This window comes from Legionella norrlandica (assembly GCF_000770585.1).
GTDB lineage: Bacteria > Pseudomonadota > Gammaproteobacteria > Legionellales > Legionellaceae > Legionella > Legionella norrlandica.
Genome location: NZ_JNCF01000007.1, coordinates 64,093 through 87,427 on the forward strand (window position 1 = coordinate 64,093; position 23,335 = coordinate 87,427).

A 23,335-nucleotide genomic window follows, 5' to 3' on the forward strand; every position below is an offset into this window, starting at 1 on the left:
TTAGCAGTGAAAACAGAACTTTTACAATGTCAATCTTTAGTTGATGTAGTTCGATTAAGAGCTTTATATAGTCCAAAAAAGAAAATCTGCACTTTTCTAAATAGGGATTTAGAAGAGGATATGACCTATGAACAGCTGGATCAACATGCCAAAGCCATTGGCGCTGCTTTGCAAGCACAAGGAGCAAAAACTGGTGATAGGATCTTGCTGTTATTTTCTCCCGGATTACCCCTTATTCAGGCTTTTTTTGGTTGTCTTTATGCTGGTTGCATCGCTGTACCAATTTATCCTCCGGCACAGGAAAAATTATTAGACAAAGCACAACTCATTGTAGCTAATTCAAAGCCTGTCATAGCACTAATGACCGCTGATCATCTTAATAGATTCACAACAGATGAATTAAAAGCCAATCCTGTTTTTCTAAAAATTCCTGCCCTAGCTCTCGATGGTATTGAGTTAAGCAAAAGTAATGATTGGAGACCGGTTGCAATTACTGGCAACGAGATAGCATTTCTTCAATATACTTCTGGCTCAACCATGCATCCAAAAGGAGTCATAGTAAGTCACCATAACTTAATGGACAATCTCGATAAAATTTTTACCTCATTTCAAATGAATGATGAAACCATTCTCTTTAGTTGGTTACCTCCCCACCATGACATGGGGTTGATTGGTTGTATCCTGACGCCTATTTATGGGGCGGTACCCGTAATAATGATGTCTCCTTTTTCATTTTTACAAAATCCCCTTTCTTGGTTAAAAAATATTACCCGATATAAAGCCACTATCAGCGGCAGCCCAAATTTTGCTTATGATTACTGCGTCAAACGCATCAGAGAAGAAAAAAAAGAAGGCTTAGATTTAAGTTCCTGGCTCGTTGCTTCTAACGGAGCAGAGCCCGTTAGAAAGGAAACCATGGAACATTTTTATCAAGCGTTTAAAAATTATGGATTTCGCAAAGAAGCATTTTATCCATGCTATGGTTTGGCTGAAGCCACTTTATTAGTAACCGGAGGAACTCCCGGATCTCCATATAGAACTCTAACCCTGGCCAAAGAACAATTTCAGGATCATCGTATACAGTTTTCGGACGACAGCAATCCAGACAGCTATACATTAGTCAGTAGCGGCAATTTCATTCAAACCGTTAAAATTATTGATCCTGATACTTTAATCCCTTGCGACTCAGACCAGGTTGGTGAGATTTGGGTCCATAGCAATAGCGTAGCTCAGGGCTATTGGAATCAGCCAGAAGAATCAAAACATGCTTTTCAGGGTAAAATTAAGGGGGATAGTAGTAATCAACACTACTTAAGAACCGGAGATTTGGGCTTTATGCATGAAAAGGAGTTATATGTTACTGGCCGAATTAAAGATTTAATCATTCTTTATGGGAAGAACCACTACCCTCAAGACATAGAATATAGTCTAATTCATTCTCCTCTGCATCGTTCATTAGGGAAATGTGCCGCTTTTGTCATTCAAGAGGATCATGACTACAAACTAACCGTAATGTGCGAAGTAAAAAACCGATTTATGGACGAGCCCACTCAAGAAGCATTATTCAATAACATTTTTGAGCTCATTTATCAAAATCATCAATTAGAAGTGCATACGATCGTGTTAATCCCTTTGAAAGCAATGCCGCACACAACCAGCGGAAAAATACGTAGGCACTTTTGTCGCAAACACTTCTTGGATAGTACTCTACCTGTCGTTGCTGTTTGGCAACTCAATAAAATTGAGGAGTAACCATGCTGTTTTTAATACCCGATTTTCCAAATAAAATAGCAATTCACCAAGAAAACCGAGCCATAACATTTGATGAATTAAAAGCTGACGTTTTAAAACGCTCAGAACAATTACAAAAAATTCCTCAAGCCATTATTGTTCTTCATGCAACTCCGAGCATTGAATTTATTATTCAGCTATTAGCATGTTTAGAAACCAATCGACCAACAGCTCTGTTTCCCGGCACTCTATCAGAAGAAGAAAAACAAACGAGACTTTCTCTCTTAGGTACCTCTGCTGTCTTAAATGATGAGGGAGAATTACAAGAATTATATGAAAATAAAACTATAACCCCTCATCCTCAAACAGCGCTTATTCTCTTTACTTCGGGGAGCACAGGGCAGGTTAAGGCAGTTCAACTATCAAATAGTAATATACAGGCCAATTGTCATGCCGTCATTAAGGCCCTGGGGTTTGAAAAGGTCCAAAATCAATTATTATTTTTACCTTTATCTTATTCCTTTGGTCTTCTTGGTCAACTGCTACCTGGTTTAATAGCAGGACTGAGTACTCAACTTATTACCCAATTTACAGACATCAAAATGCTTATGGAACAAGGCATTATTCCCCAAATGTGGAGCGGAGTGCCATCCACTGGGTAGCTATTAGTGCGATAGCAAAAGGCTATCCTGAGAGCGCTTCCAAAATAGCAGCAATTGTTTCGGCTGGAGCACCATTGCCAACTGCTTTAAGAATGGATTTAAAGGAGATATTTCCTAATGCAGTAATTTATAATAACTATGGATTAACAGAGGCTTCCCCAAGAGTATTGACTTACTCCAGTAAGGATCCGCTTTTTATGGAAAATTATGCTGGCTATCTCATTGGAGATTGGGAAGCCAAGCTTTCTGATGAAGGCGAATTATTAATTCGTGGTAGGCAAATGATGTTGGGTTATCTTGGTGAAGAAGAAAGTCCTAAGGTACAAAATGGTTGGTTGTATACTGGGGATATTGCAGAAATATTACCTAACGGCTTGATAACTATTAAGGGGCGACGAGATAACATAGTCAATATTGGGGGAGAAAAAGTTAATATCTCAGAAATTGAACATAAAATTTGCCAAATTGAAGGGATCAAAGAGGTCATCATTCTTCCTATTGAAGATAAAATTTATGGGGTTCGTCTCATGGTTTGTATTGAAAAGAATCCACTCTCTTACTCTATTTCTGAACAAAATTTGACAGAAAAAATACAAAGGCATCTTCTACCTAAAAAATTACCCATAAAAATCCATATGATGCAAAACTTGCCCCGGAATAAACATGGGAAATTAAACAGGAATGCCTTGGATTTAAATACCGATTGCCTTAATAAGAATAAGGAAAAAAAATGATAAGTGATCGTATTGAACAAGTGTTAGAGCGAATTGGGCTTGCTAATCTTCCTGATAATAGGAGCGCAAGACTAGAGGAAGGTGGTTTGGATAGTTTGATGTTGGCTCTGTTAATTATTGAACTGGAACGTGAATTTAAAATTAAAATTCCTGTTGTCCCTCTTGAAAAAGAACGTTATGAATCAATCAATACCATAGAACAATATTTGATTGAATTGGGGGCAAAATGAATATCTTAATTACAGGAGGGTCTTCTGATATTGCTCAAGCTATAGTCAAAAGACGGCACCAACAAGGCGACAAAATCATAATTACCTGTTCTAATGATGCCAGCCTTAAGCAGACTCTTGCAATCTATCATCAACAAAACATAGAAGTAAAAGGTTTTGTTTATAATTTTTCGGACCCAAAAGCTTGTGAAGAAGATCTGAAATCTCTTTTAGAGGAACCTCTTGATGGTTTGATACTGAATGCTTTCACTCGAGTTACCCAACTGCGTAAATTGCATGCCTTACCGTATAATTCAGTACGTACTTACCTAGATAACAATCTTCATGGCAATATCTGGCTCATCCATCGCTTACTACCTGCTTTTTTAAGTGGAAAATTTGGACGTATTGTATTAGTTTCAAGTCTTTCAGCAATAGTAGGAACCAGTCGTTACTCAGCTTATTGCACCGCCAAGGCCGCTTTGGAAGGATTGTTTTTAAATTTATCTGTTGATTACAGTGCTAACAATATTTTATCTAATATTGTACGAGTAGGCTTAATTAAAACTTCTCGAACTGAGCAATTCTGGAAAAATCCAACTTATCAAGAAAAAGTAACCCAAATCATTCCTCAGGGAACCATGGGAGAACCCAGTCAGGTTGCGGAAGCAATTGATCCACTCCTGTCAGCAACTTCTTTTATGACAGGCTCTGTAATAACAGTCAGCGGGGGTCTGCCTTTAATGCGCTCAGAAGGATTGTTATCATGAATTTTTTCCTATCCGAAAAACCTATCTACATCAAAGGCCCTTTTGTTGCTCTTCCGGAGAAAATTATGAGCAACCAAGATGTTCTTAATTGGATGGGGAGTACTCAAAATCCCGCAGTCATAGGATTTTCAACAGGCATAAAAAATAGACGATGGGTTAATGAAGATCAGGCTTGTAGTGATCTTGCTGTGTTAGCAGCTGAGCAATTGTTCACAGCAAAGCCTAAGGAAAAACAGAAAATTAACCAAATTATTTTAGCTACTATCTCTGGGGATTACCCTTCTCCACCAAGCAGCCCTCTTGTGCAGTATAGGCTTGGTCTTCAAAGCGCAGGAGCTTTTGATATAGGCGCTGCCTGCGCCGGATTTGTAGTTGGTTTGCATACAAGTGCTGCTCTTGCTCAAACCAACCTTGGTTCCGTATTACTGATTGCAAGTGAAATTCGCTCCAAATTTTTAAATAAAAATAATTTCGCGACTAGTGTGTTATTTGGAGACGGTGCCGCAGCATGCAGTGTTTCTCAGGATAAAGAAGAGGCTGAATTTCGTTTTATAGCATCTGCCTTGTTTGCCGATGGTGAAGTAAGTGATACTGTCTCTACTCCTGCTGGAGGTTCTCGTTTACCTGCGGCCTTTTGTCAAGATCCGGAGCAATTTTATATTACTATTAAAGAAAGTACTGCCTTGTTTGTAAAAGCAGTCCATGGAATGGCCGATAGTGCTAAGGACTTTCTGAAAAAATTAAATTTGATAACTTCTGATATCCAATGGCTGGTTCCGCATCAGGGAAATAAAAATTTAGTACTCTCTGTAGCTAAGCAATTAGATTTTCCTGAAGAAAGAACTATAAAAACTGTTGAAGAAACTGGAAACACATCAGGGTCCAGTGTAGGCATTGCATTAGCTCAGCTAAGAACCCAAAGCGGTATAAAATCTGGTGATAAAATTCTTTTGGTCGCAGCAGGTGGGGGAGGAATTGCGGCCTGTGCTTTACTTGAAGCCATCTGATCTGACTCATATGTTGGGTCATTTTTGACCAACACCGACCTAACCGTTTCTACTGAACTAAAGCATCAAGCTTGGGTAAAATCGTACAAATCTTTATAGGTATGGAAATTCATTGCGTCTTCTTCAGTGATCTCTAACTGATAATCCTCACCAAGAATAGCCAAAAGTTCAACAATTTTTAAAGAATCCAGGTGCAAATCTTCTATTAGTGCTGTATCCGCTTGAATTTCACTGGCTTTAGCTCCAGACAATTTACTAATAATACTTTTTAATTCTTCATCGGTAATCTTCATCAAAACCTCTAAGCTTAAATATGTTTATCTTCCAAGGCTAGATAATACCACGCCACCAAGGAACTTAAACCTAAGATCAGTAATATAATTGCTAAAGAATATTGACCATATCCCTTAATTGCCGCAATAATGCCACTGGTTAGTGCTGCACTTAAATCTTGCATACTGGCATATAATGCCCCTGCTGTTCCCGCCATTTTCGGAAATGGATGGAAGGCTCCTGCAAAAGCATTGATAAACGTAAATCCAGCGCCAGCACTAAATAATGCCACTGGAATCATAAGAAAATAGACTTGCATCCAGCCCAATAAAGTAACAATTAGCATAGCCAAACCACCTATGATCATAAAAAGAACTCCGATGCAAACCATAAAAGGAATCCCTTTCAGCATGACTAACTGGCTGTTCACAATTCCACTAAAACATATTGCTCCTGCAATAAAAAAAGTTAATCGCCCAAATTCCAAGGGACTTAACTCTAATACCTCCTGAAATAAAAATGGCGCAATGGTCAGATAAGCAACTATCCCAGCAAAAGCAAAACAGGCACAAAGTGTATATCCCAAAAACACCTTATTGCGTAACAGAATAAAATAATTCCTAACCATTACCTTTATTTTGGTTGCATCAGGATTGAGCTGCTTATTGGTTTCAGGAAGAATACCAAATGCCAAAAGCCAAACAAGAATCCCAAAAATAAACAGGAAGAAAAAATTAGCTCTCCACCCTATCTGCTCCTGAATAAATCCACCTAAAGTAGGTGAAGCGGCCATAATAAAAATACTGACGACTCCAACATAAGAACCTATTTTAGCTAATAACCTATCCGTGAATAAGTCTCTAACCAAAGAACGACCCACAGAATTACAGCAACCAATACCAAATCCCTGAAGAAATCGGCCAAAAATTAAAACACTGACGGAGGGAGCAAAAAAACAAAACAAACTACCCAATATACTTAATCCAATTCCGAACATTAATGGAGGCTTACGTCCTATTTTATCTGATAAAGGACCATAAAAAACATGAGAAATACTTAAACCAAACATAAAAATAGAAATCGTTAACTGAAGCAATGCTTCCGTACTATGAAATACTTTAGTAATGGCTGGTAGAGAAGGAATATACTGATCTGTGGTTGTCTGCATTAAAACCATCAACATTAAAATAACAAAAACAAGCCATGGATCAATTTGGGGTATATTAGTTTGAGCAGGATGTTTCTGGTGCATCAAATATCCTTTAGGTTAAGTTCAATCCAGCGCGACAACAATATCATTATTTACAATCAAAACAAAATAGGATATTGCTTAGGGGCTCTTGGAGATTAAACACATTGTTCCTAACAACAATTCTATTTATAATCTCTACCTTAATTAAAAAGCAATGCAAAGGACTGCGTAATGGATAGTATTTTAAACAAGCCCCAATTGGATTCTAATCCATCGTTTGATCCCATAACGAATGTTTTAAAATGGGTTTTATTAGTTACTGCTGTTATCTGCTTTCTCATACTTATCTGGGGTACTGTTAAAACATATCAATTAGTCCCACCTTTACCAGATAGATTCATAACTCCTACGGGCGAAACTGTGATGACGTCTCAGGATATTATAGAAGGAAAAGCGGGCTTTCAACGTGCTGATCTAATGGATTATGGCAGCTTGTACGGTATGGGTTCTTATTTTGGTGAAGACTATACAGCAAAATACCTGGTGCGTTTAGGGGAACTCGTTCAGGAAGAATTAGCCAGAATTCATTTTAATAAAAGCTATTCTAAATTAACAGAAAGTGAACAATACGTTGTTAATAAAGAAATGCAAAATTCATTACAACATGTTGAACTCAATAAAAAAACCAGTACATTAACACCTGCTATCGCTGTCTCTATCCGACAACTACAAACTGAAATCACCCAATATTTACTTAATCATAATTTTAAAGCAGGTTATACCCAAGCCTACAGTTTAAATCCTAATACGGCCCTTCAAACAGCAAACTTTCTCATTTATTCCTCTTTAACGACCATAGCCCGTCGCCCAAATCAAAATATTTCATACACTAATAATTGGCCCTACGAGCCAAATGTTGGTAATACCCCATCGGCGGGAACTTTTTATTGGACTTGGGTCTCATTTTGCTTTGTATTTATGGGATTTGGGGTCGTTCTTTACATCTACCACCGTTATTTAAGTGATGTGGATTATGGACTCATGGAACCTATTTTTTCAGGTTTCCAACCTTTAACCGAAAGTCAGCGTAAAGTAGGCCAATATTTCCTTGTTGCAGCCTTGTTTCTTTTGATTCAAATTGCTGTAGGCGCCATTATGGCTCACTACTATGCAGAACGTGAAAGCTTCTATGGCATCAATGTCAATGTATGGTTGCCATTTAATTTCCTTCGGGATGTTCATATCCAAACCCCCATTGTCTGGATCGGATTATCATGGATAAGTGCAGCCATATTTATGGCACCAATCATTAGTGGTAAGGAAGCAAAAAGACAGGGCTTTTTAGTTGATTTCCTGTTTTACGTCACATTATTTGTAGTTGGAGGCGCTATCGTTGGAAATTATCTGGGCATTATGGGGTATATTGATAAAGCTTGGTTTTGGTTGGGGAATCAAGGATTATCCTATATTCAATTAGGCAGGCTTTGGCAAATTGGTTTTTGTATTGGCCTATTTCTTTGGAGTTTTATTGTTTTCCGAGGCATGTGGCCTACCTGGGAAGGATTAAAACGAGCCACTATTGAATTTTGGACAGGCCGAATCAAACTTGAAAACCTCTTTTGGGCAAGTACTATCAATGTAGCGGTTCTATATTGCTTTGGAATGATTCCTTTAACAGGTATCGAAAAATCTTTCACTATAACTGATTTTTGGCGTTGGTGGGTTGTGCATCTTTGGGTTGAGCAGTCTTTTGAATTTTTTGCTGCTTGCGCCACTGCCTACGTATTAATGGGAACCGGTTTAGTTTCCAGAAAAGCAGCAGAAAGAACTGTATTCTTTGAGTCTATTTTAATTTTCTTGGGTGGAGTGATTGGTACAGGTCATCACTGGTACTGGATAGGTGCTCCTGAAATGTGGATCCCCCTGGGGTCGGTGTTTTCGTTTATTGAAGTCTTACCGCTTGTACTTCTTATTATTGATGCTATCGAGCATAGACAATTGATTAAAAAGCAAGGAGTATTTACATACAATCTGGCTTATCTGTATATATTGGGCGCCGCCTTTTGGAACTTCATTGGTGCAGGCGTTTTTGGAGGTGGAACCATTAATGCACCCCTAGTCAATTATTACGAGCACGGTACCTTCTTAAGCTTAAATCATGCCCATACCGCTCTATTTGGCGCATTTGGACTGCTTGCACTAGGTTTAATCTATTTTTGTCTGAGATACGCTGCCGGTGAAAATAAGACATGGAATGACCGATTGGGTATTTATGCCTTTTGGTTATATAACGCAGGCATCCTCTTATGGATTGTTCTAAATTTTTTCCCTGTTGGCTGGTCACAATTAATGGCTGTATACGAGCATGGACTAACTTATGCTAGGAGTCTTGAATTCTATAATACCACTCTGGTATGGCAGTGGCTTCGTTTTCCAGGAGATGTCGTCTTTGCCTTAGGAGCTCTTCTGATGGCTTATGATTTTATTATTAAAATCGGACCTTTCTTCCCGAAATTTGCTCGCAGTCGTCGCTTTAAAACAAATTCGCCAGAAGCAGTATCTTAGCGAAATAAAACCTATCTTTTAAATCCTCCTATTAATTTCCTTCACTTAAGGGGGAATAGGAGGGCGATAGTATGAGTTAAGGAAGAAGAATAAATTGTTAAATCTCCTTCCTCGCCACCCGCCTACCAGTGAGAAAAAATTTTTTTGTACCTATTCAAGCTAAGAAAATTCAGCATGTGCTCGATACGGCCGTTTTAACTCTTCATAATGAGTTTTGCCATCCTCCTCTCGTATATCAGGCAAAAATCCAGCAGTTTGAGCATCCCACATGGACTTATATAACCCTTTTTTCTCTATTAACTCTTCATGCGTTCCATCTTCTACTATAACTCCTTTATCGAAAACTAAAATTCTATCCATATTAAGAAGCGTTGAAAGACGATGTGCTACGACTATAGTCGTTTTCCCCTCACATAGTGATTGTAAGGATTCTTGAATGCATTCTTCAGTTAAGGAATCAAGCTGTGAAGTGGCTTCATCTAAAATCAATATGGAAGTCTGATGCAAAAATGCTCTTGCTATAGCAATTCTTTGCCTTTGCCCACCTGATAACTTTGCTCCTCTTTCTCCAACAATGGTACTAAAGCCATGAGGTAAGTTTTGAATAAAATCCATACAGTTTGCCAAAGAAGCCGCTGTAACAACTTCTTCTTTAGTAGCATCTTCTTTACCGTATTGAATATTTTCTAATAAAGTACGATGAAATAAATGAGTATCTTGAGGGATCATGCTAATTGATTTCCTTAAAGAAAATTGGGAGATCTGACTAATGTCTTGATTATCAATCAATATCCTCCCACTATTGACATCAAAATATCGGAGAATTAAATTAATAAAGGTTGTCTTACCGCCCCCTGAATACCCTACAAGCCCAACTTTTTGTTTACCTGGTATAACTAACGATTTCTTAGCAAATAATTCCTGGCCGTCTTTGTGATGAAACGTCACATTCTCGAACCGAATTTCACCTTGTGTCACTTTTAGTTCCTTTGCATTTGCAGCATCTTGAATTTCTATAGGTTGGGATAATATGGCAAGTGCTTGTTTTACTATCCCTACTTCCACAAATAAATCACAAAGTGAATTACTAAGGTTCCACATTTGATTCATAATGGCAAATGAAGTAGTAAATATAAATACAACATCTCCTGTACTGATCAAATTTCTTTGCCAGAAACTGACTACGGAATAAATCATCACCACTAACATAATGCTGACCGGAATATCTACCAAAAGACGAAAAAAATTTATGAATAGAACCAATCGCTTATTGCTTTGAACTTCTTTATTTTGTGTCTTCCAAACGTATTTTTTTTCATATTCATTTTGGACAAATAATTTCACTGTATTAATATTACTCAAAGAATCAACAATCTTTCCTTTCAAAATACTTTTATCTTCTGCATTCTTTCTTGCCAACTTATTGATCTCTTTTGCTGAATAAAAGCTAATTATTAATTGTACTATGATCCAACTGAACAAGATGAAGGCAAACCAAGGATTAATAGTGAGCATTAAAATAATTGAAACCGTGATTGCTGCAAAAGTAGTGTTCACATTGCATGAGATAATTTTTCGTATAGCCTCTAAAGATCGGGGTATATCACTTATTTTATTTGCTAAATTACCCGCTAATTGATTAGAAAAAAAATAATGCGAGTGTTGGATTAAATAACTGAAAAGCGTCATGCGGATATTCGCTTGAAATCGTGGAATAAGATGGGCCTGCCACCAATTATGTAAGCGTAAAACCAGGATAACTCCGAACCACGCACTTCCTCCTAAATATAATGCCGGCGCAACCTCATGAAAAATAGCGTCTTTATCTCCCTGATAGTTGGTTATTTCATCAACAATCATTTTTAAAGAATAAGGAATGACATTAGTTTCAAACACCATCACCATTGGGGCTATAAAAAATAAAGCATAAAGCCAGGGGTTATTTTTAATGAAATGCCAGGAAAATCGTATGATGGTATTAGGCAATTGTTGTAAGTCAGACATATTCACATCCTTGTAAAAAATCTGGAACTTTTTATCAGAATTCTTTCGAAACTTACTGCACAGTAAAAAATACTGGGAAACGAGGCATGGAACCGGGCTGCACACAAAGTTGCATTAGAATTCGCGCATCGTACCTCGAAGCAGTTACTCTTTTTAGCAGAGCTTCGGAAGAGGCCTATTTACTATTTAAGATATCAAAGCTAAAGACAAAGAGTAAGAGTTTCAAGCAAATTAGATGATAAATAGATCGATCAATATCAATTTACCATCAGAATGCCATTATTTTTTATCTTTTTCCGATTTGGGAAGAGAGATTTGAGGTACACCGCAAAAAAATTAAGGGATACTTAGCCATAAAATAGAGAGGCAGCATAATAAGCTTGCAAACCACACAATAGATCTTAGTGAAGACCAATCCAGTAAATAAAGCAAATGGTAGAATAAACGAAATATGATATACCCCATCGCTAAATATTGTTTTACCAAAGAAACTGTATTCGTAGCTAATGCTGTTAAGGCAGCGGTAGCAAATATCAGTAAAGACTCAAAAGAATTTTGGTGTGCTGCGAGAGCTCTTGCACCAAAACCCTCTAAGCGAGCTTGTTGTTCCCGAGGATAATGATTGTCATAACCACCCGCTTTATGCATAGCATAAGCCACAGGAATTTTTGCTAGGTAAGGTAATAATACTGCGATAAACAGGCAAACAATGATAGTAAACATAATTTTAAGAATCTTCCTGACTGATATGGCGAGTATATTAACGAGATTGTCTTTTCAATTCAATAAATTAAAAATACTCGAACTACGAGATTTAGATAATTTTTTAAAGAATAATGACCACAGGATACTATTTTGAAGTTTCTTGAGTATAAGATTGATGTTATTGCAATGTGTCGTTACTATTAAAATCAATGGCATTCTGGTAACGGAGAAATAAAAGTGAGTGATATCAGCCGTGGCGATATTCTTGTAAAGGGCTTTACGGACGCAGAAATGGATTTCCAATTGATCCGACAGCTAGGCTCTAGTGCCTACAGAGCAGCATCCGTTGGTGAATGTTTGCATATTGCCAACGCAATGAAAACCAGTGATCCTGAGGAATGGGTAAAACAATTTGAACGTCTGGCCGAGTGGCAAAAAAAAGATGGTTTGGATCGCTTAGTAAAGAACCATGTCATTAGCGGTCGAGAACAATTATTTAAAGCCTCTAACTCTTTTAGAGCTGCCGAATACTACTCTCCGCCTTCTTCAGAGCATCACAGAAAATTAGGTCTCAATTCAGCAGATTGCTTTTGTACTGCCCTATCCAGTATGGATGTCCATTTTGAGAATCATTCTATTCCTTATAAAAACATTAATCTCCCTGCTTACTTCATCTCTCCTGCCAATGATGGAGTAAAACGCGACACTATTATGATAGTAAGTGGCTTTGATGGTACTTTGGAAGAGGAATTCTTCATGCGCGGATTAGCTGCTGTAGAACGGGGATATAATGTCATTCATTTTGCGGGCCCAGGCCAAATGGATGTCTTTAGAAAATATTCCGACACCTATTTCGAACCCGATTTTGATCTGGTGGTCAAGCGAGTCATTAATTACTTTGAATTCAGGCAAGAAGTCAATATGGCTAAGCTGGCTTTGATGGGCATTAGTTTTGGAGGCTATTTCGCAACCCGTGCTGCCAGCTGTGAGCCAAGAATTAAAATCCTGATCGCTAACTCCCCTATCCTAAATTTACATACTTATATGTGTTCATTTGTAAAAATGGATCCCTGTGAAATGCCAGATTCAGATGATTTTAGCATTAAAGACATACCGGCTATATCTAATGAAATCATGCCACCCCAATTAAAAGCACAAACAGAACATTTAATAAGAAGATTTGGACAACCTTCTTTTAAAACAACATTTCATTATTTAAAAAAATTTACTGTAGGCGACTCTATAAAACAAATGAAAATTCCTTGCCTTGCCTTATTAGGGGATGGCGAAGGAGGAGAACCTAGGAAGCAATTTCAGGAGTTTTGTCAAATAACGAATTCGGAACAATATGAATTTAGTGATTTTGAAGGAGCAGGAAGCCATTGTCAGGTAGGCAATGTTTCCTACTCCAACGCAGTAGTATATGATTGGTTAGCCAGTTTATAAAAGGAATTAGTATCATGTCACCAGATGATTCAAAGAAAAAATCAAAAGGTCATATCGTATTGTCTTCACACCCAGCAAGTCATACAGAGGCCCCTCTAAAAATCAAATGGGGAGAAGATAACCCTAAAAATAGAGGGCCTGTTATTGCTTCTCTAACCAATATCAAAAATAGAAATGCAGTGGGCACCCATTCCGGCTCTTACTCCGTTTATAGAGCTTTAGCAGTAGCTGCTGGCCTATTGGATCCTGAACATGTACCTGATTTAAGTGATACTCTGCCTCCTGTGGCTATAGGTCCTCATAAGCAATGGAGTCAACTTGGGAAAATCGTCTCACTCGATCCCTGGGGGCATCTTGTTGCTTCTGTTTTCTCAGATGAAATAAAAGCTGGGTACGATATCAGACCAACCATTGCTGTTACCAGGGCGCATATCAATATCCCCGAATTGCATATAGCAATGCAAAAAGGTCGGCTAAAACCTGATGGTAAAATTTTAAGCGAAACGGGCGACGTGGTAGTCACAAAAGCAGCGATTGAACCTGTCTGGTACCTACCTGGAATTGCAGAACGTTTTCAAATTTCTGAATCTTTATTAAGACGAACCCTTTTTGAGCAAACAGCAGGAATGTTTCCTGAATTGGTAACTCGTAGTGATTTGGATGTTTTCTTACCTCCCATTGGAGGATTAACCGCCTATTTTTTTGGTGATGTCACCACCATCCACAAACCAGAAATTGAACTAACCTGCCGCATTCATGACGAATGTAATGGTTCTGATGTCTTCGGCTCTGATATATGTACATGTAGACCTTATTTGGTTCATGGAATCGAATTATGCATTGAGTCCGCACAAAACGGCGGAGCAGGGCTCATCGTTTATAATCGCAAAGAAGGCAGAGCATTAGGAGAGGTGACCAAATTTCTGGTGTATAACGCCAGAAAAAGACAAAAAGGAGGAGACACTGCAGCCAAATATTTTGAAAGAACTGAATGTGTTGCCGGTGTACAAGACATGCGTTTTCAAGAGTTAATGTCGGACATCATTCATTGGTTGGGGATCACCAAAATCCATCGCTTTGTGTCTATGTCAAATATGAAATACGATGCCTTACTAAAATCAGGAATAGAGGTTGTTCAACGAATAAAAATTCCGGATGAACTAATTCCTCCTGACGCTAAGGTAGAAATAGATGCCAAGCGTGCAGCAGGCTACTATTCACCAGAAGGAATTATTGATATCAATGAATTAGCTAAGCCCAAAGGACGTGCACTTCATGAATAACGAAGAACAAAATATCCAAAATGTTTTGCGAGCTCTGCGAGATCCTCGCACTATTCGTGTTCAATCACAACGTATTTTAAATTTCGCCAAACAGGATCAATTGAAACATTTTTCCTTCAACCCTAAAAACATGGAAGCCACTGCTTCTTATATCATTGAGGTAATAACCCATCGCTACCCCGATCTGAATATTCCTTACCATAGCCGCTGGCGCCATTTTGAAGTGGATAGCATTGATAGGATTAGTAACCTACGAAAACAACTTGGCCCCACCTCCCCAACGGCATGGGGGAAGATCCTTTATGAACTGGTCATTATAAGTGTTCTTTTGGATGCCGGAGCTGGGCCGTTATGGCATTATACCGATTCTGTAACAAGGAAAGAATATAGCCGCTCCGAAGGCTTAGCGTTGGCTACCTTATCCCTTTATGAAAGTGGGGCATTTAGTGCTGATCCAAAAAATCCTTTCCGCGTAGATGCCGAACGCTTGCTCGCGTTTAAAGAAAAAGAGCTAATAAAAGGTTTTCAGGTCACATCAAGCAATCTATTAGAAGGAATTCCTGGACGCGTATCGTTACTTAATCGCCTTGGAGCAATAATTCATAGTAATAGACAATATTTTAACAATAAAGAGCGTCTTGGTGAATTCTATTCTTACATTGAATCATTACAAAGTAATAACGCATTATCCGCAATCCAATTATTCAAATCTACCCTAGATGCCTTTAATGACATATGGCCAGTCCGTTTATTATATCATGGAGTATCCTTAGGGGATGTTTGGATTCATAGCGCACTAAAAACTGAGGAGCCAGGTTCGGAGTACATTCCTTTTCATAAATTATCACAATGGTTAACTTATTCCTTAGTAGAGCCCTTAGAACAAGCGGGAATTAGCATTACTGACTTGAATGCATTAACTAGCTTGCCTGAGTACCGAAATGGTGGTTTACTAATTGATACAGAATTATTAACAGTTAAGAATCGTGAGATTCTACAGCAGCCGCAAGACCCTGGTTCAGAAGCCATCGTCGAATGGCGTGCCTTAACAGTAGCTTTGCTGGATGAGCTGGCAGTCCTAATCAGGCAAAAACTCAATAGAGATGTGGATTCCCTTCCTTTAGCAAAGATATTACAAGGAGGAACCTGGGAAGCTGGGCGGCGTATTGCTCAACAAAAACGAATCACTGGAACACCCCCAATAGAAATTATCAGTGACGGTACCGTCTTTTAATAAGGAATAGTAATGAACGCAAATCAAGTTGTGGTTATCAATCATCCTTTAATTCAACATAAACTCACTATAATGCGCCAAAAAGAAACAAGCACAATGAAGTTTCGCACATTGATGCATGAAGTGAGCATGTTATTGGCCTATGAAGTCACCAGAGATTTGGAAATACAATATGAAAAAATAGAAACTCCTTTGGCGACTATGTCCTCTCCAGTTTTAAAAGGGAAAAAACTTGTTTTTGTATCCATATTACGTGCAGGTAATGGATTGCTGGATGGTATGTTGCAACTAGTCCCTAATGCCAGAATTGGCCATATAGGCCTCTACCGGGATCCCAAGACCCTGGGAGCAATCGAATATTATTTCAAACTACCAGAACATACCCAAGACAGAGATGTGATTATTGTTGACCCTATGTTGGCTACAGGGAACTCGGCAATTGCTGCAGTGAAAGAAGTCAAAGCCTTAAACCCAAAATCAATTAAATTTCTTTGCCTTTTAGCCGCCCCTGAAGGAATTTCGAATTTCCATGGAGAACACCCTGATGTCCCTATTTTCACTGCTGCAGTTGATCAACAGTTGAATGATCATGGGTATATTATCCCTGGTTTGGGAGATGCTGGAGACAGATTATATGGTACGAAATTGCATGATTAAAGTTTGTAATACACTGTATTGCCAGAATAACCCTATTGGTCTATCTTGAGCAGCATATAAATCATGCTCAGTATATGGAATATTATCGTTGCCAAGAGAACATATAGACCAGCCTAAGGACAGAGCTGTGTAGTTAATGTTCAAATTCCCTCCTTGAGAGAGGGAAAGAATCTCCTAATCTTTTATTTTCTTTTTCTACATTTTCAGAAAAAGAGCTAAGCAAAGGCTGTATCTAATAACTCTACGAGGATGCGAAGAATGTTAGAACTGAATGCCAAGGAAATTGCCATAATTAAAGCCATTCACCATAATCATAAAAAGTTACTGGAAAACCAGATGATAGCGCATTTCGGGGTATATTTTGAGCAATCAAAACACCCTGAAAAACTATATTCCTGGGTAGAAAAAATCGAAGATACACGCTTATTAGCGAATCATTATCTGGATACTATAGCGCTTAGCCAAGCTCCAAGCACCATTTCCTCTTTGGAAAAAGAAACCGCAGGTTCATCCTATTTTTTTGAAAAAGCAAAATTACTTATCCCTGAATCAATAAGAAATTTTATTTTTGATATCAGTACATCTAATGATAATTCGTTATTCAACTTTGTTGCAGCAGAGGTATTTTCTTTAGCTTTAGGCAAATCAATAACCGATATCTTATTTGATTATTTTAATAATGAATTCTTAGGAGCTCCAGAAGATGCTCAGAAGGAATTTAATAAAAATTTAGAAAAACAAACAGAATTATCTAATCTAATACAAAAAGAATGTGAACGCATTTCTATAAAGATTATCAAATTGTTTCATTTTAGAGAAATGCTTCTTCTTGGCAAAATAAGCAAATCCCCAACTGAACCGAATGCAAGAGAAGAATTCATTACTAGAGCAAAAATCACCAACGAACCCAAAGAAACAATACATTTGGCTATCGAAATATATTTTGCCCGTGAATTAAGTAACATTTTTAACACTGGTTTTAAATCACTTTATAGGGTACACGATGTAGAAATTCAAAGCGAGCATCAATCCCCTCTCGTCAAGTGGGTCAATAAAATGTCTGAATCAGAACAAATCCGATTGGCCTTTACACAAGAAATTCAATTAAAATTTATGCTACTAGCAAAGGATTTTTTACTTGAAAAGATGAACCAGAAAGGAGTAATAGCTCGTTATCCTATTATTTTTTCACTCCTTGCGGGTGTCGTTCTAGCACCAATAGTAGGGATAACTATGAGTATCATTGCCGGCGGAGCATTTTTATGGGCGGTTATAGCTTTATCTGTTCTGGTATTTGCTCTTGCCAGTATCTGTGCTCATCTCCTAATTAATAAACTCAGCCTATTAACTTATCAACGCTCTGCTGATAATAGAACTCACATTCAACAATCGATTGATATGATAAATGGAGAATTCTTACGTTTAAAAAAAGAGAGTTTATTAAAAAAAGAAATAACCACTGAATTAATTGAAAATACTAGGGATTTTGAAAAAATAAATCAAAATTTCCTCCTAAACACTATAGAAAAAAAAGTAGCCAGAGGCTCGGTATCTGGATGGCTAAGAGAATATGCCTCTCGATATCGCCACAGTAAAGCAGTTGAAGTAGATTTAGGTGATGAATACAAAGAATTAATTATTCAAAGCCGAATACAAACTCAAGAACTCATTCGCTCAGTTAACAAAAAAAAATCTAAATTATTAACAAAATGGATTCACGATACGACGAGGTATTTGCGTAATGAAGAAAACCGTTCGGTGATTGAAGAATTTGAATTAATTCCCAAAATCAAGGAACAGGTTCTTGAGATTGTCAGTCAATTAGAATACATACCACCCGCATTGTTGGAATTTTACTCTAATCCTAAAGAAAAAGGAGGTTTAGAGGGCAATGAATCAGATTTTGCTCATATAATACGTTTTACTCCTACCTATGAAACTGAAAAGCTAGGGCATAATCCTTATCAGCATTTATGTGATACGGCACTTAACTTATTTAAGAAATATGAGCCCTTATATACGTCAAATTGTATTTTTTTAGGCGATCCAGTATACCGACAAATGTTAGGTATAGCCCGAAGAGATCAAGGAGAACCCATAACGGCTGAAAATATTAACGCTTACCTTAATAATTCCTATGCTTTTTTATTATCTCTTTGCCATAAAGTCAAACCTGGATTTGGGCTTGATCCTTTACAGCAAACAGTACGTGTTACAGATGAATTTATTTTATATAGAATGTTATTGCTAAAACAATTGGCTACTTTGTCAGAAGTTAATAACAAGGAAATTAGTAATGAAGTCAAATTCAAAATTAGGCTATTTATTCAAAAACACTTTAATCAAGATACTAAAGTCATTTTTGATGATCTTGCCAATCAGATGTTTTTGTTAAATAAAGGAGATCCCAATTCTCGGATCTATAAAAATAATGACCATTTTGAAGTTTTGGATACTGAATTAGATAATATTATTCAAGCAATTAACCTTGATGTTGCTTATAGTACTAAGAATTTTAACTTAATCAAAATTCTTGGTTATTTTATCGATAAATTTATTGAAGAGTATGGCACTCAACCGGCCTTAATATTTGCCTATGGCAAATCTGAGCAAGAAATAAATCCTCAAGGTACTGAGTATTATTTCAATACTCTAAGTCAATATTGTAAGAATACTGCAGAATTTTTAAAAACCTCCCAAACTAATAAAGCGTTAACTGCCACAAATATTCTCGATTGCTATCAATATGATATGAGTTTGCAAATTTATAGAACTCAAATTCGAATAATTAGCAACATCAAAGAAGTCAATCAATTAAAAGCAACCAATGAGACGGATCAGCAAATTAAGATATTACTCAAATCCTTTGAACTACTCAGTGAATTTTCCAAAACACATTGCTATTCATTGAAGCCTGATTCTTCCTGTTGCAAACTCTTTAATCTAATCAACAGCAAAGCAAAACTAACCCACTTTTCCAGAGATTGGATAAAACATATTGACGCAAAAGAAGCGCTTTTATACATACTGGATAATCTATCCGATCAATTAGAGCTTTCTTCTGGCCATAATACTTCCTTAAAGTTTTTCAGCCTGATAAACAAACAGAAAAAAGAAACAACAGAAATTCAAGAAGAGTTTGCAATAAGTCTCAATGGGAGGCGCTAACATTTGATATGTTTTTAGCGCGCAGATGGGTATCGAACGCAATGTTGTGCTTTGCTGCGTTCAATACCAATCTAGCTTTATAAGAACAAGAGGCACATAAGAATATAGAAGCCCCCCTAATCCCAGAAAACCAAAATCCTAAGATTCGCTGACATAAATATTCTTTGGTTCTAGTGCTTCTTTCTCGCCTAATTCTAGTTGAGCCTGTTGATAATCAAATGCCTGCTGCCACTTAGAAATAATAATAGTAGCTATCGCATTCCCAACCATATTAATAATTGCCCTACCTTCATTCATAAATTTATCGATTCCCAGCACAAGCACTACACCTGCGGGGGGGATGTGACCAATGGCAGCCAAAGAACTAGCCAACACAATGAATCCGCTTCCTGATACCCCAGCCGCCCCCTTTGAACTAATGATCATGACACAAAGAAGAGACAATTCCTGCCAAATAGTTAAATGAGTATTAGTGGCCTGGGCAATAAACATGGCAGCCATCGTTAAATAAATAGCTGTACCAGCTAAATTAAAAGAATAGCCTAAAGGCAAAACCAAACCAACAACGGACTTATCACATCCTAATCGTTCCAGTTTCTCCATAAGACTTGGAAGAACCGTCTCAGAGGAACCAGTACCCCAGACTATTAAAAGTTCATCCTTTAAATAACGCAGCAAATACAAAATACTAATTTTGCAATACCATTGCAAAATCGTTCCCAAGATCATCAATATAAATAAAATGGAAGTTAGATAATAACAAGCGAGTAACCGAATTAAATTAAATAATGGCCCAACTCCAAATTTCCCAACGCTAAACGCCATTGCTGCAAAAGCACCTATTGGTGCTAAATACATTACAAAATGGATGATTTTAAAAAATACTTTAGACAACATTTGCATTCCAGAAACTAAAGATTTCCCTACATCACCAGTAAGGATTAGCCCTATGGCAAATAATATTGCAACAAAAATTACTTGAAGCATTTCCCCATCTACAAAAGCGCTCGCAAAAGTCCTGGGGATAATATTAATTAGCCAATCTGAAATATTAGTCGGTTTATGTACATCGCCTATATAGGAACTGGCTTCTGCAGCATCCAGTGAACCAGGATCAATATTCAGGCCAACACCAGGTTTAAAATAATCCGTTGCTCCTAACCCTATCACCAAAGCAAACGTCGTAGTGAACATAAAAAAGAGCAATGCACCACCAGCCAAACGACCAACTTGTCTCATATCGTTCATTGCAGCAATCCCTGCAGCAAGGGTAAGAAATATAATAGGAGAAATTAACATTTTGATAATTTTGATAAAAATATCAGCAAGAGCTTTTAATTGAACCCCAACATCCGGAAAAAAATAACCGATGAAAACACCAAGAAAAACGCCTAGAAAAACTTGTACATATAGTTTTTTCAAAAAATTCATTTTTTATACTCCAGGTCGTTTATTGTCATATAATTACTCAAAAGGAAATGGTGAAGCTCTAAAAAGACATTTATTAGCCAAGTTATTATTACATAAATAGTGTAAATTATTCTAGATATGATCAGTATTTATAAAATTTCTTAATTTTAATTATTGTTACAACAGTTTGGGAATATTTTGAGAATTAAATTAATAAACTCGATTCTCAGCTCTGTATGATTTGATCAACAATTCAAATTGAAAGGCAAGAATGTATGTTGCTCGCAATTTGAAAACTGACTTTCCGTTAGACTATTAAAAAAAATTCACCACGTTACAATATCACCCATTAATAACAAATTAAGTTCAATTCAATGAAACTATCTCTCAAAGAACCCCTAGCGCCAAGATATATTTACGTGAACCCTAAAACCAATGTCATTCACTTATTAATGCCTATTATGAGTGGCACAGACATTGGTTTGGATAATACGTGTAAGTCGGTCTATTCTTTGCAAGAATTCTTTGGTCTGTTAGATGCTGATAAACCGCATGCTGCGTCTAGGATATTGGAAGATTATAAAGAGGCATTAGCCTTTGATATCAAGTATTTGCCTGATTCAAAGGAAAAAGCACTTAAAGAGCGGCGACTTTTGCAGATTGATATGTATTTAAGCATGCTAAAACACGTTCAAAAAGAAAAGCTGGTTACAGAGCCCTTAAAGCAAGTTTTTCCCAACTATCCTGCCCCGCTAGAAAGCTTAATGCAAGCAGACGATGCGAATTTATACAGCGTGATATTACGGCCTAGAGAGCAGGACGTGCAGTTACGTACTACAGCGATATCTCCAGTATTTAGTGCCCATCATGATGACTTGGTCAATGGTCAAGTAGTCCATAAAGACTCATTACTTTATGAGACCTTATCGAGTCGCTATGCAGGGCTGGTTTTTACCCCTAAATCCAAGGAAGGCTTGATTGCACGGGTTTTATCAAAACTTGCAGGCTCACCTGTTGATTTTGAACACATCAGAGCGCTGTTAACCCAAGAAACTCATGCTTACCTAGGTATTGAGGTGAGCTTCGACCAAACCCAAGGTGGTCCTTATGTGCGCTCTGTTCCGGTGAATCAAGCCTACCTAGATGAAGAGCTGGTTCTTGGAGTTGAACATCCTGGAACGCATCGAGACTATACAGAAGCTCTCCTTGAGTATTGTGCCCCCAATCTATTTGACGTGATTGAAGATTCCCCTTTTTACACGGTTGATAACCAAGAAGGACTGTCTTTATTAACCCAGTTCTTTTTAGCAGAGCTTAACATCGCATGTCGTGAGGAAGAAATAACAGGAGCTAATTTGGGTCAGGTTTTAGAAGCCCATGTTGACCTCACTAGCAATTTAGCCAAATCAGTAAAACAAGCGTTGGCGCACAGAGCTTCCGTAGAAGAGGCGCTCATTGATTATATCAATCAGCATCAAAACGAGTTTCAACTCACAAGCCCTATTCCTCAAGAGCGCATTGCAACACTGAAAGAAAGCTTTAAATCCCATTACAACACCATCAAAGACTCGCCTCATTTTGATGAGTTTATGTTATTAAGCAAAAAAGAAGGATTATTTGTCGCTCATCAAGGATGTATCGCCACCCATTTTGCCCACTTCATGAAGACTGATTTTTTTAATGATACCTTAGAAGAATCCACACAAGCCTTCTTGCAAAATGCACAACAAGATTTTGAGACCGTTGATAAACCCGATAACATTATCCCTCATAAAAATGAGCACATTCATGCCGACATGAATGAAGTGGAGCTTGATTTATCGAAAATGGATGACCATGCTTTGCAGGCTTTGTATGAAGATATTAACAGCTACCAAGACCCAAACCTCAAAGAAGCACTTTTAGCTCAACTAAAACAAGAACGCCCTGATTTTAAGCCGCAAATTGATGCCAAACAGTTTTTACAGCATGTCGCTTACGGTCAACAAATTGAGGCAGAAGTATTGCTTAAAAAAGCCCCACAACTCGCCCAAGAACTCTTAAGGGCCAATAACATCCCCTTCACCGACTACTCAGGTCGCACCTTTACCTGCACCGCTTATGAATACGCCTGGTGGGCTAAAGATTCTCATATGCAGAGGATGCTAGAAAAGTACATCAAACAAGATGAAGAAACCAGGCCATTGATTCTTGAGCGGGTAAAGGCCATAGAAGAACTCGTACCACCTCCAGCAGCCGGAGGATTTTTTGCACCGGCCAAACCTCGAGGCCTGCACTATACCACC

The 23,335-nt window shown here is 37.7% G+C and carries 17 protein-coding genes and 1 pseudogene; 12 read left to right on the plus strand and 6 right to left on the minus strand.

What is annotated here, in order from left to right; translation table 11 throughout:
* The first annotated feature begins 6 nt into the window (after window positions 1–6).
* The 5 genes and pseudogenes from OK13_RS03075 to OK13_RS03095 all read left to right on the plus strand — a co-directional run bounded on the left by OK13_RS03075 (window position 7) and on the right by OK13_RS03095 (window position 5,113).
* Window positions 7–1,752 (plus strand): fatty acyl-AMP ligase, encoded by a 1,746-nt coding sequence (locus tag OK13_RS03075; RefSeq protein WP_035887557.1) that lies wholly within the window; start codon window positions 7–9, stop codon window positions 1,750–1,752.
* A 2-nt stretch (window positions 1,753–1,754) separates the two neighbouring features.
* A pseudogene (locus OK13_RS15990) lies at window positions 1,755–3,127 on the plus strand (class I adenylate-forming enzyme family protein).
* Window positions 3,124–3,357 (plus strand): acyl carrier protein, encoded by a 234-nt coding sequence (locus OK13_RS03085; RefSeq protein ID WP_035887559.1) that lies wholly within the window; start codon window positions 3,124–3,126, stop codon window positions 3,355–3,357. Before OK13_RS15990 ends, OK13_RS03085 begins: the two are co-directional and overlap by 4 nt.
* Window positions 3,354–4,106, plus strand: coding sequence for an SDR family NAD(P)-dependent oxidoreductase (locus OK13_RS03090; protein ID WP_035887561.1), 753 nt, complete (start codon window positions 3,354–3,356; stop codon window positions 4,104–4,106). Before OK13_RS03085 ends, OK13_RS03090 begins: the two co-directional genes overlap by 4 nt.
* Window positions 4,103–5,113, plus strand: a complete 1,011-nt coding sequence (locus OK13_RS03095; RefSeq protein WP_035887563.1) for a 3-oxoacyl-ACP synthase III family protein — start codon at window positions 4,103–4,105, stop codon at window positions 5,111–5,113. The genes OK13_RS03090 and OK13_RS03095 overlap by 4 nt, the downstream gene beginning before the upstream one ends.
* Window positions 5,114–5,178: 65 nt before the next feature.
* On the opposite strand, the gene OK13_RS03100 is transcribed toward OK13_RS03095, so the two are convergent.
* Together OK13_RS03100 and OK13_RS03105 are read right to left on the minus strand one after the other, a co-directional pair.
* The gene (locus tag OK13_RS03100) at window positions 5,179–5,406 is read right to left on the minus strand and encodes an acyl carrier protein (protein ID WP_035887565.1); all 228 of its coding nucleotides are present in this window, start codon (window positions 5,404–5,406) and stop codon (window positions 5,179–5,181) included.
* A 14-nt stretch (window positions 5,407–5,420) separates the two neighbouring features.
* Complete coding sequence (locus OK13_RS03105) at window positions 5,421–6,638, minus strand: multidrug effflux MFS transporter (protein WP_035887567.1); 1,218 nt, start codon at window positions 6,636–6,638, stop codon at window positions 5,421–5,423.
* 171 nt (window positions 6,639–6,809) lie between these two features.
* Between OK13_RS03105 and OK13_RS03110 the strand changes: the two genes are divergently transcribed.
* Entirely contained in the window at window positions 6,810–9,143 is a 2,334-nt protein-coding gene (locus OK13_RS03110) for a nitric-oxide reductase large subunit (protein ID WP_035887569.1), read from the plus strand.
* Between the two features lie 159 nt (window positions 9,144–9,302).
* On the opposite strand, the gene OK13_RS03115 is transcribed toward OK13_RS03110, so the two are convergent.
* Both OK13_RS03115 and OK13_RS03120 read right to left on the minus strand, forming a co-directional pair.
* A complete protein-coding gene (locus OK13_RS03115) occupies window positions 9,303–11,147 on the minus strand; it encodes an ABC transporter ATP-binding protein (RefSeq protein ID WP_035887570.1) in 1,845 nt (614 codons plus the stop codon).
* 336 nt (window positions 11,148–11,483) lie between these two features.
* Window positions 11,484–11,870: an MAPEG family protein gene (locus tag OK13_RS03120; protein ID WP_035887572.1), complete on the minus strand. Its 387-nt coding sequence runs from the start codon at window positions 11,868–11,870 to the stop codon at window positions 11,484–11,486.
* 219 nt (window positions 11,871–12,089) lie between these two features.
* On the opposite strand from OK13_RS03120, the gene OK13_RS03125 reads away from it, so the two are divergent.
* Genes OK13_RS03125 through upp form a run of 4 tightly spaced genes read left to right on the plus strand, consistent with a single transcriptional unit; the run spans window position 12,090 to window position 16,472 of the window.
* Window positions 12,090–13,298 carry an alpha/beta hydrolase family protein gene (locus tag OK13_RS03125; RefSeq protein ID WP_035887573.1) on the plus strand — a complete coding sequence of 403 codons (1,209 nt, stop codon included), beginning with the start codon at window positions 12,090–12,092 and terminating at the stop codon, window positions 13,296–13,298.
* A gap of 14 nt (window positions 13,299–13,312) precedes the next feature.
* Window positions 13,313–14,581, plus strand: a complete 1,269-nt coding sequence (locus OK13_RS03130) for a GTP cyclohydrolase II (protein ID WP_035887575.1) — start codon at window positions 13,313–13,315, stop codon at window positions 14,579–14,581.
* Window positions 14,574–15,815 (plus strand): URC4/urg3 family protein, encoded by a 1,242-nt coding sequence (locus OK13_RS03135; RefSeq protein ID WP_035887576.1) that lies wholly within the window; start codon window positions 14,574–14,576, stop codon window positions 15,813–15,815. The genes OK13_RS03130 and OK13_RS03135 overlap by 8 nt, the downstream gene beginning before the upstream one ends.
* 12 nt (window positions 15,816–15,827) lie before the next feature.
* Window positions 15,828–16,472: a uracil phosphoribosyltransferase gene (gene upp / locus OK13_RS03140; RefSeq protein WP_035887578.1), complete on the plus strand. Its 645-nt coding sequence runs from the start codon at window positions 15,828–15,830 to the stop codon at window positions 16,470–16,472.
* Here the strand turns inward: upp and OK13_RS14530 are convergent.
* Window positions 16,446–16,616, minus strand: a complete 171-nt coding sequence (locus OK13_RS14530; RefSeq protein ID WP_160264730.1) for a hypothetical protein — start codon at window positions 16,614–16,616, stop codon at window positions 16,446–16,448. The two genes, upp and OK13_RS14530, sit on opposite strands and share 27 nt — an antisense overlap.
* Before the next feature lie 114 nt (window positions 16,617–16,730).
* On the opposite strand from OK13_RS14530, the gene OK13_RS03145 reads away from it, so the two are divergent.
* A complete protein-coding gene (locus tag OK13_RS03145; protein WP_035887579.1) occupies window positions 16,731–19,640 on the plus strand; it encodes a hypothetical protein in 2,910 nt (969 codons plus the stop codon).
* A 138-nt stretch (window positions 19,641–19,778) separates the two neighbouring features.
* Here OK13_RS03145 and dctA read toward each other — a convergent pair whose 3' ends face one another.
* Window positions 19,779–21,071: a C4-dicarboxylate transporter DctA gene (dctA, locus tag OK13_RS03150; protein WP_035887580.1), complete on the minus strand. Its 1,293-nt coding sequence runs from the start codon at window positions 21,069–21,071 to the stop codon at window positions 19,779–19,781.
* Window positions 21,072–21,424: 353 nt separating this feature from the next.
* Here dctA and OK13_RS03155 point away from each other — a divergent pair.
* On the plus strand, window positions 21,425–23,335 hold a 1,911-nt coding region (locus OK13_RS03155; RefSeq protein ID WP_035887592.1), incomplete at its 3' end, for a hypothetical protein.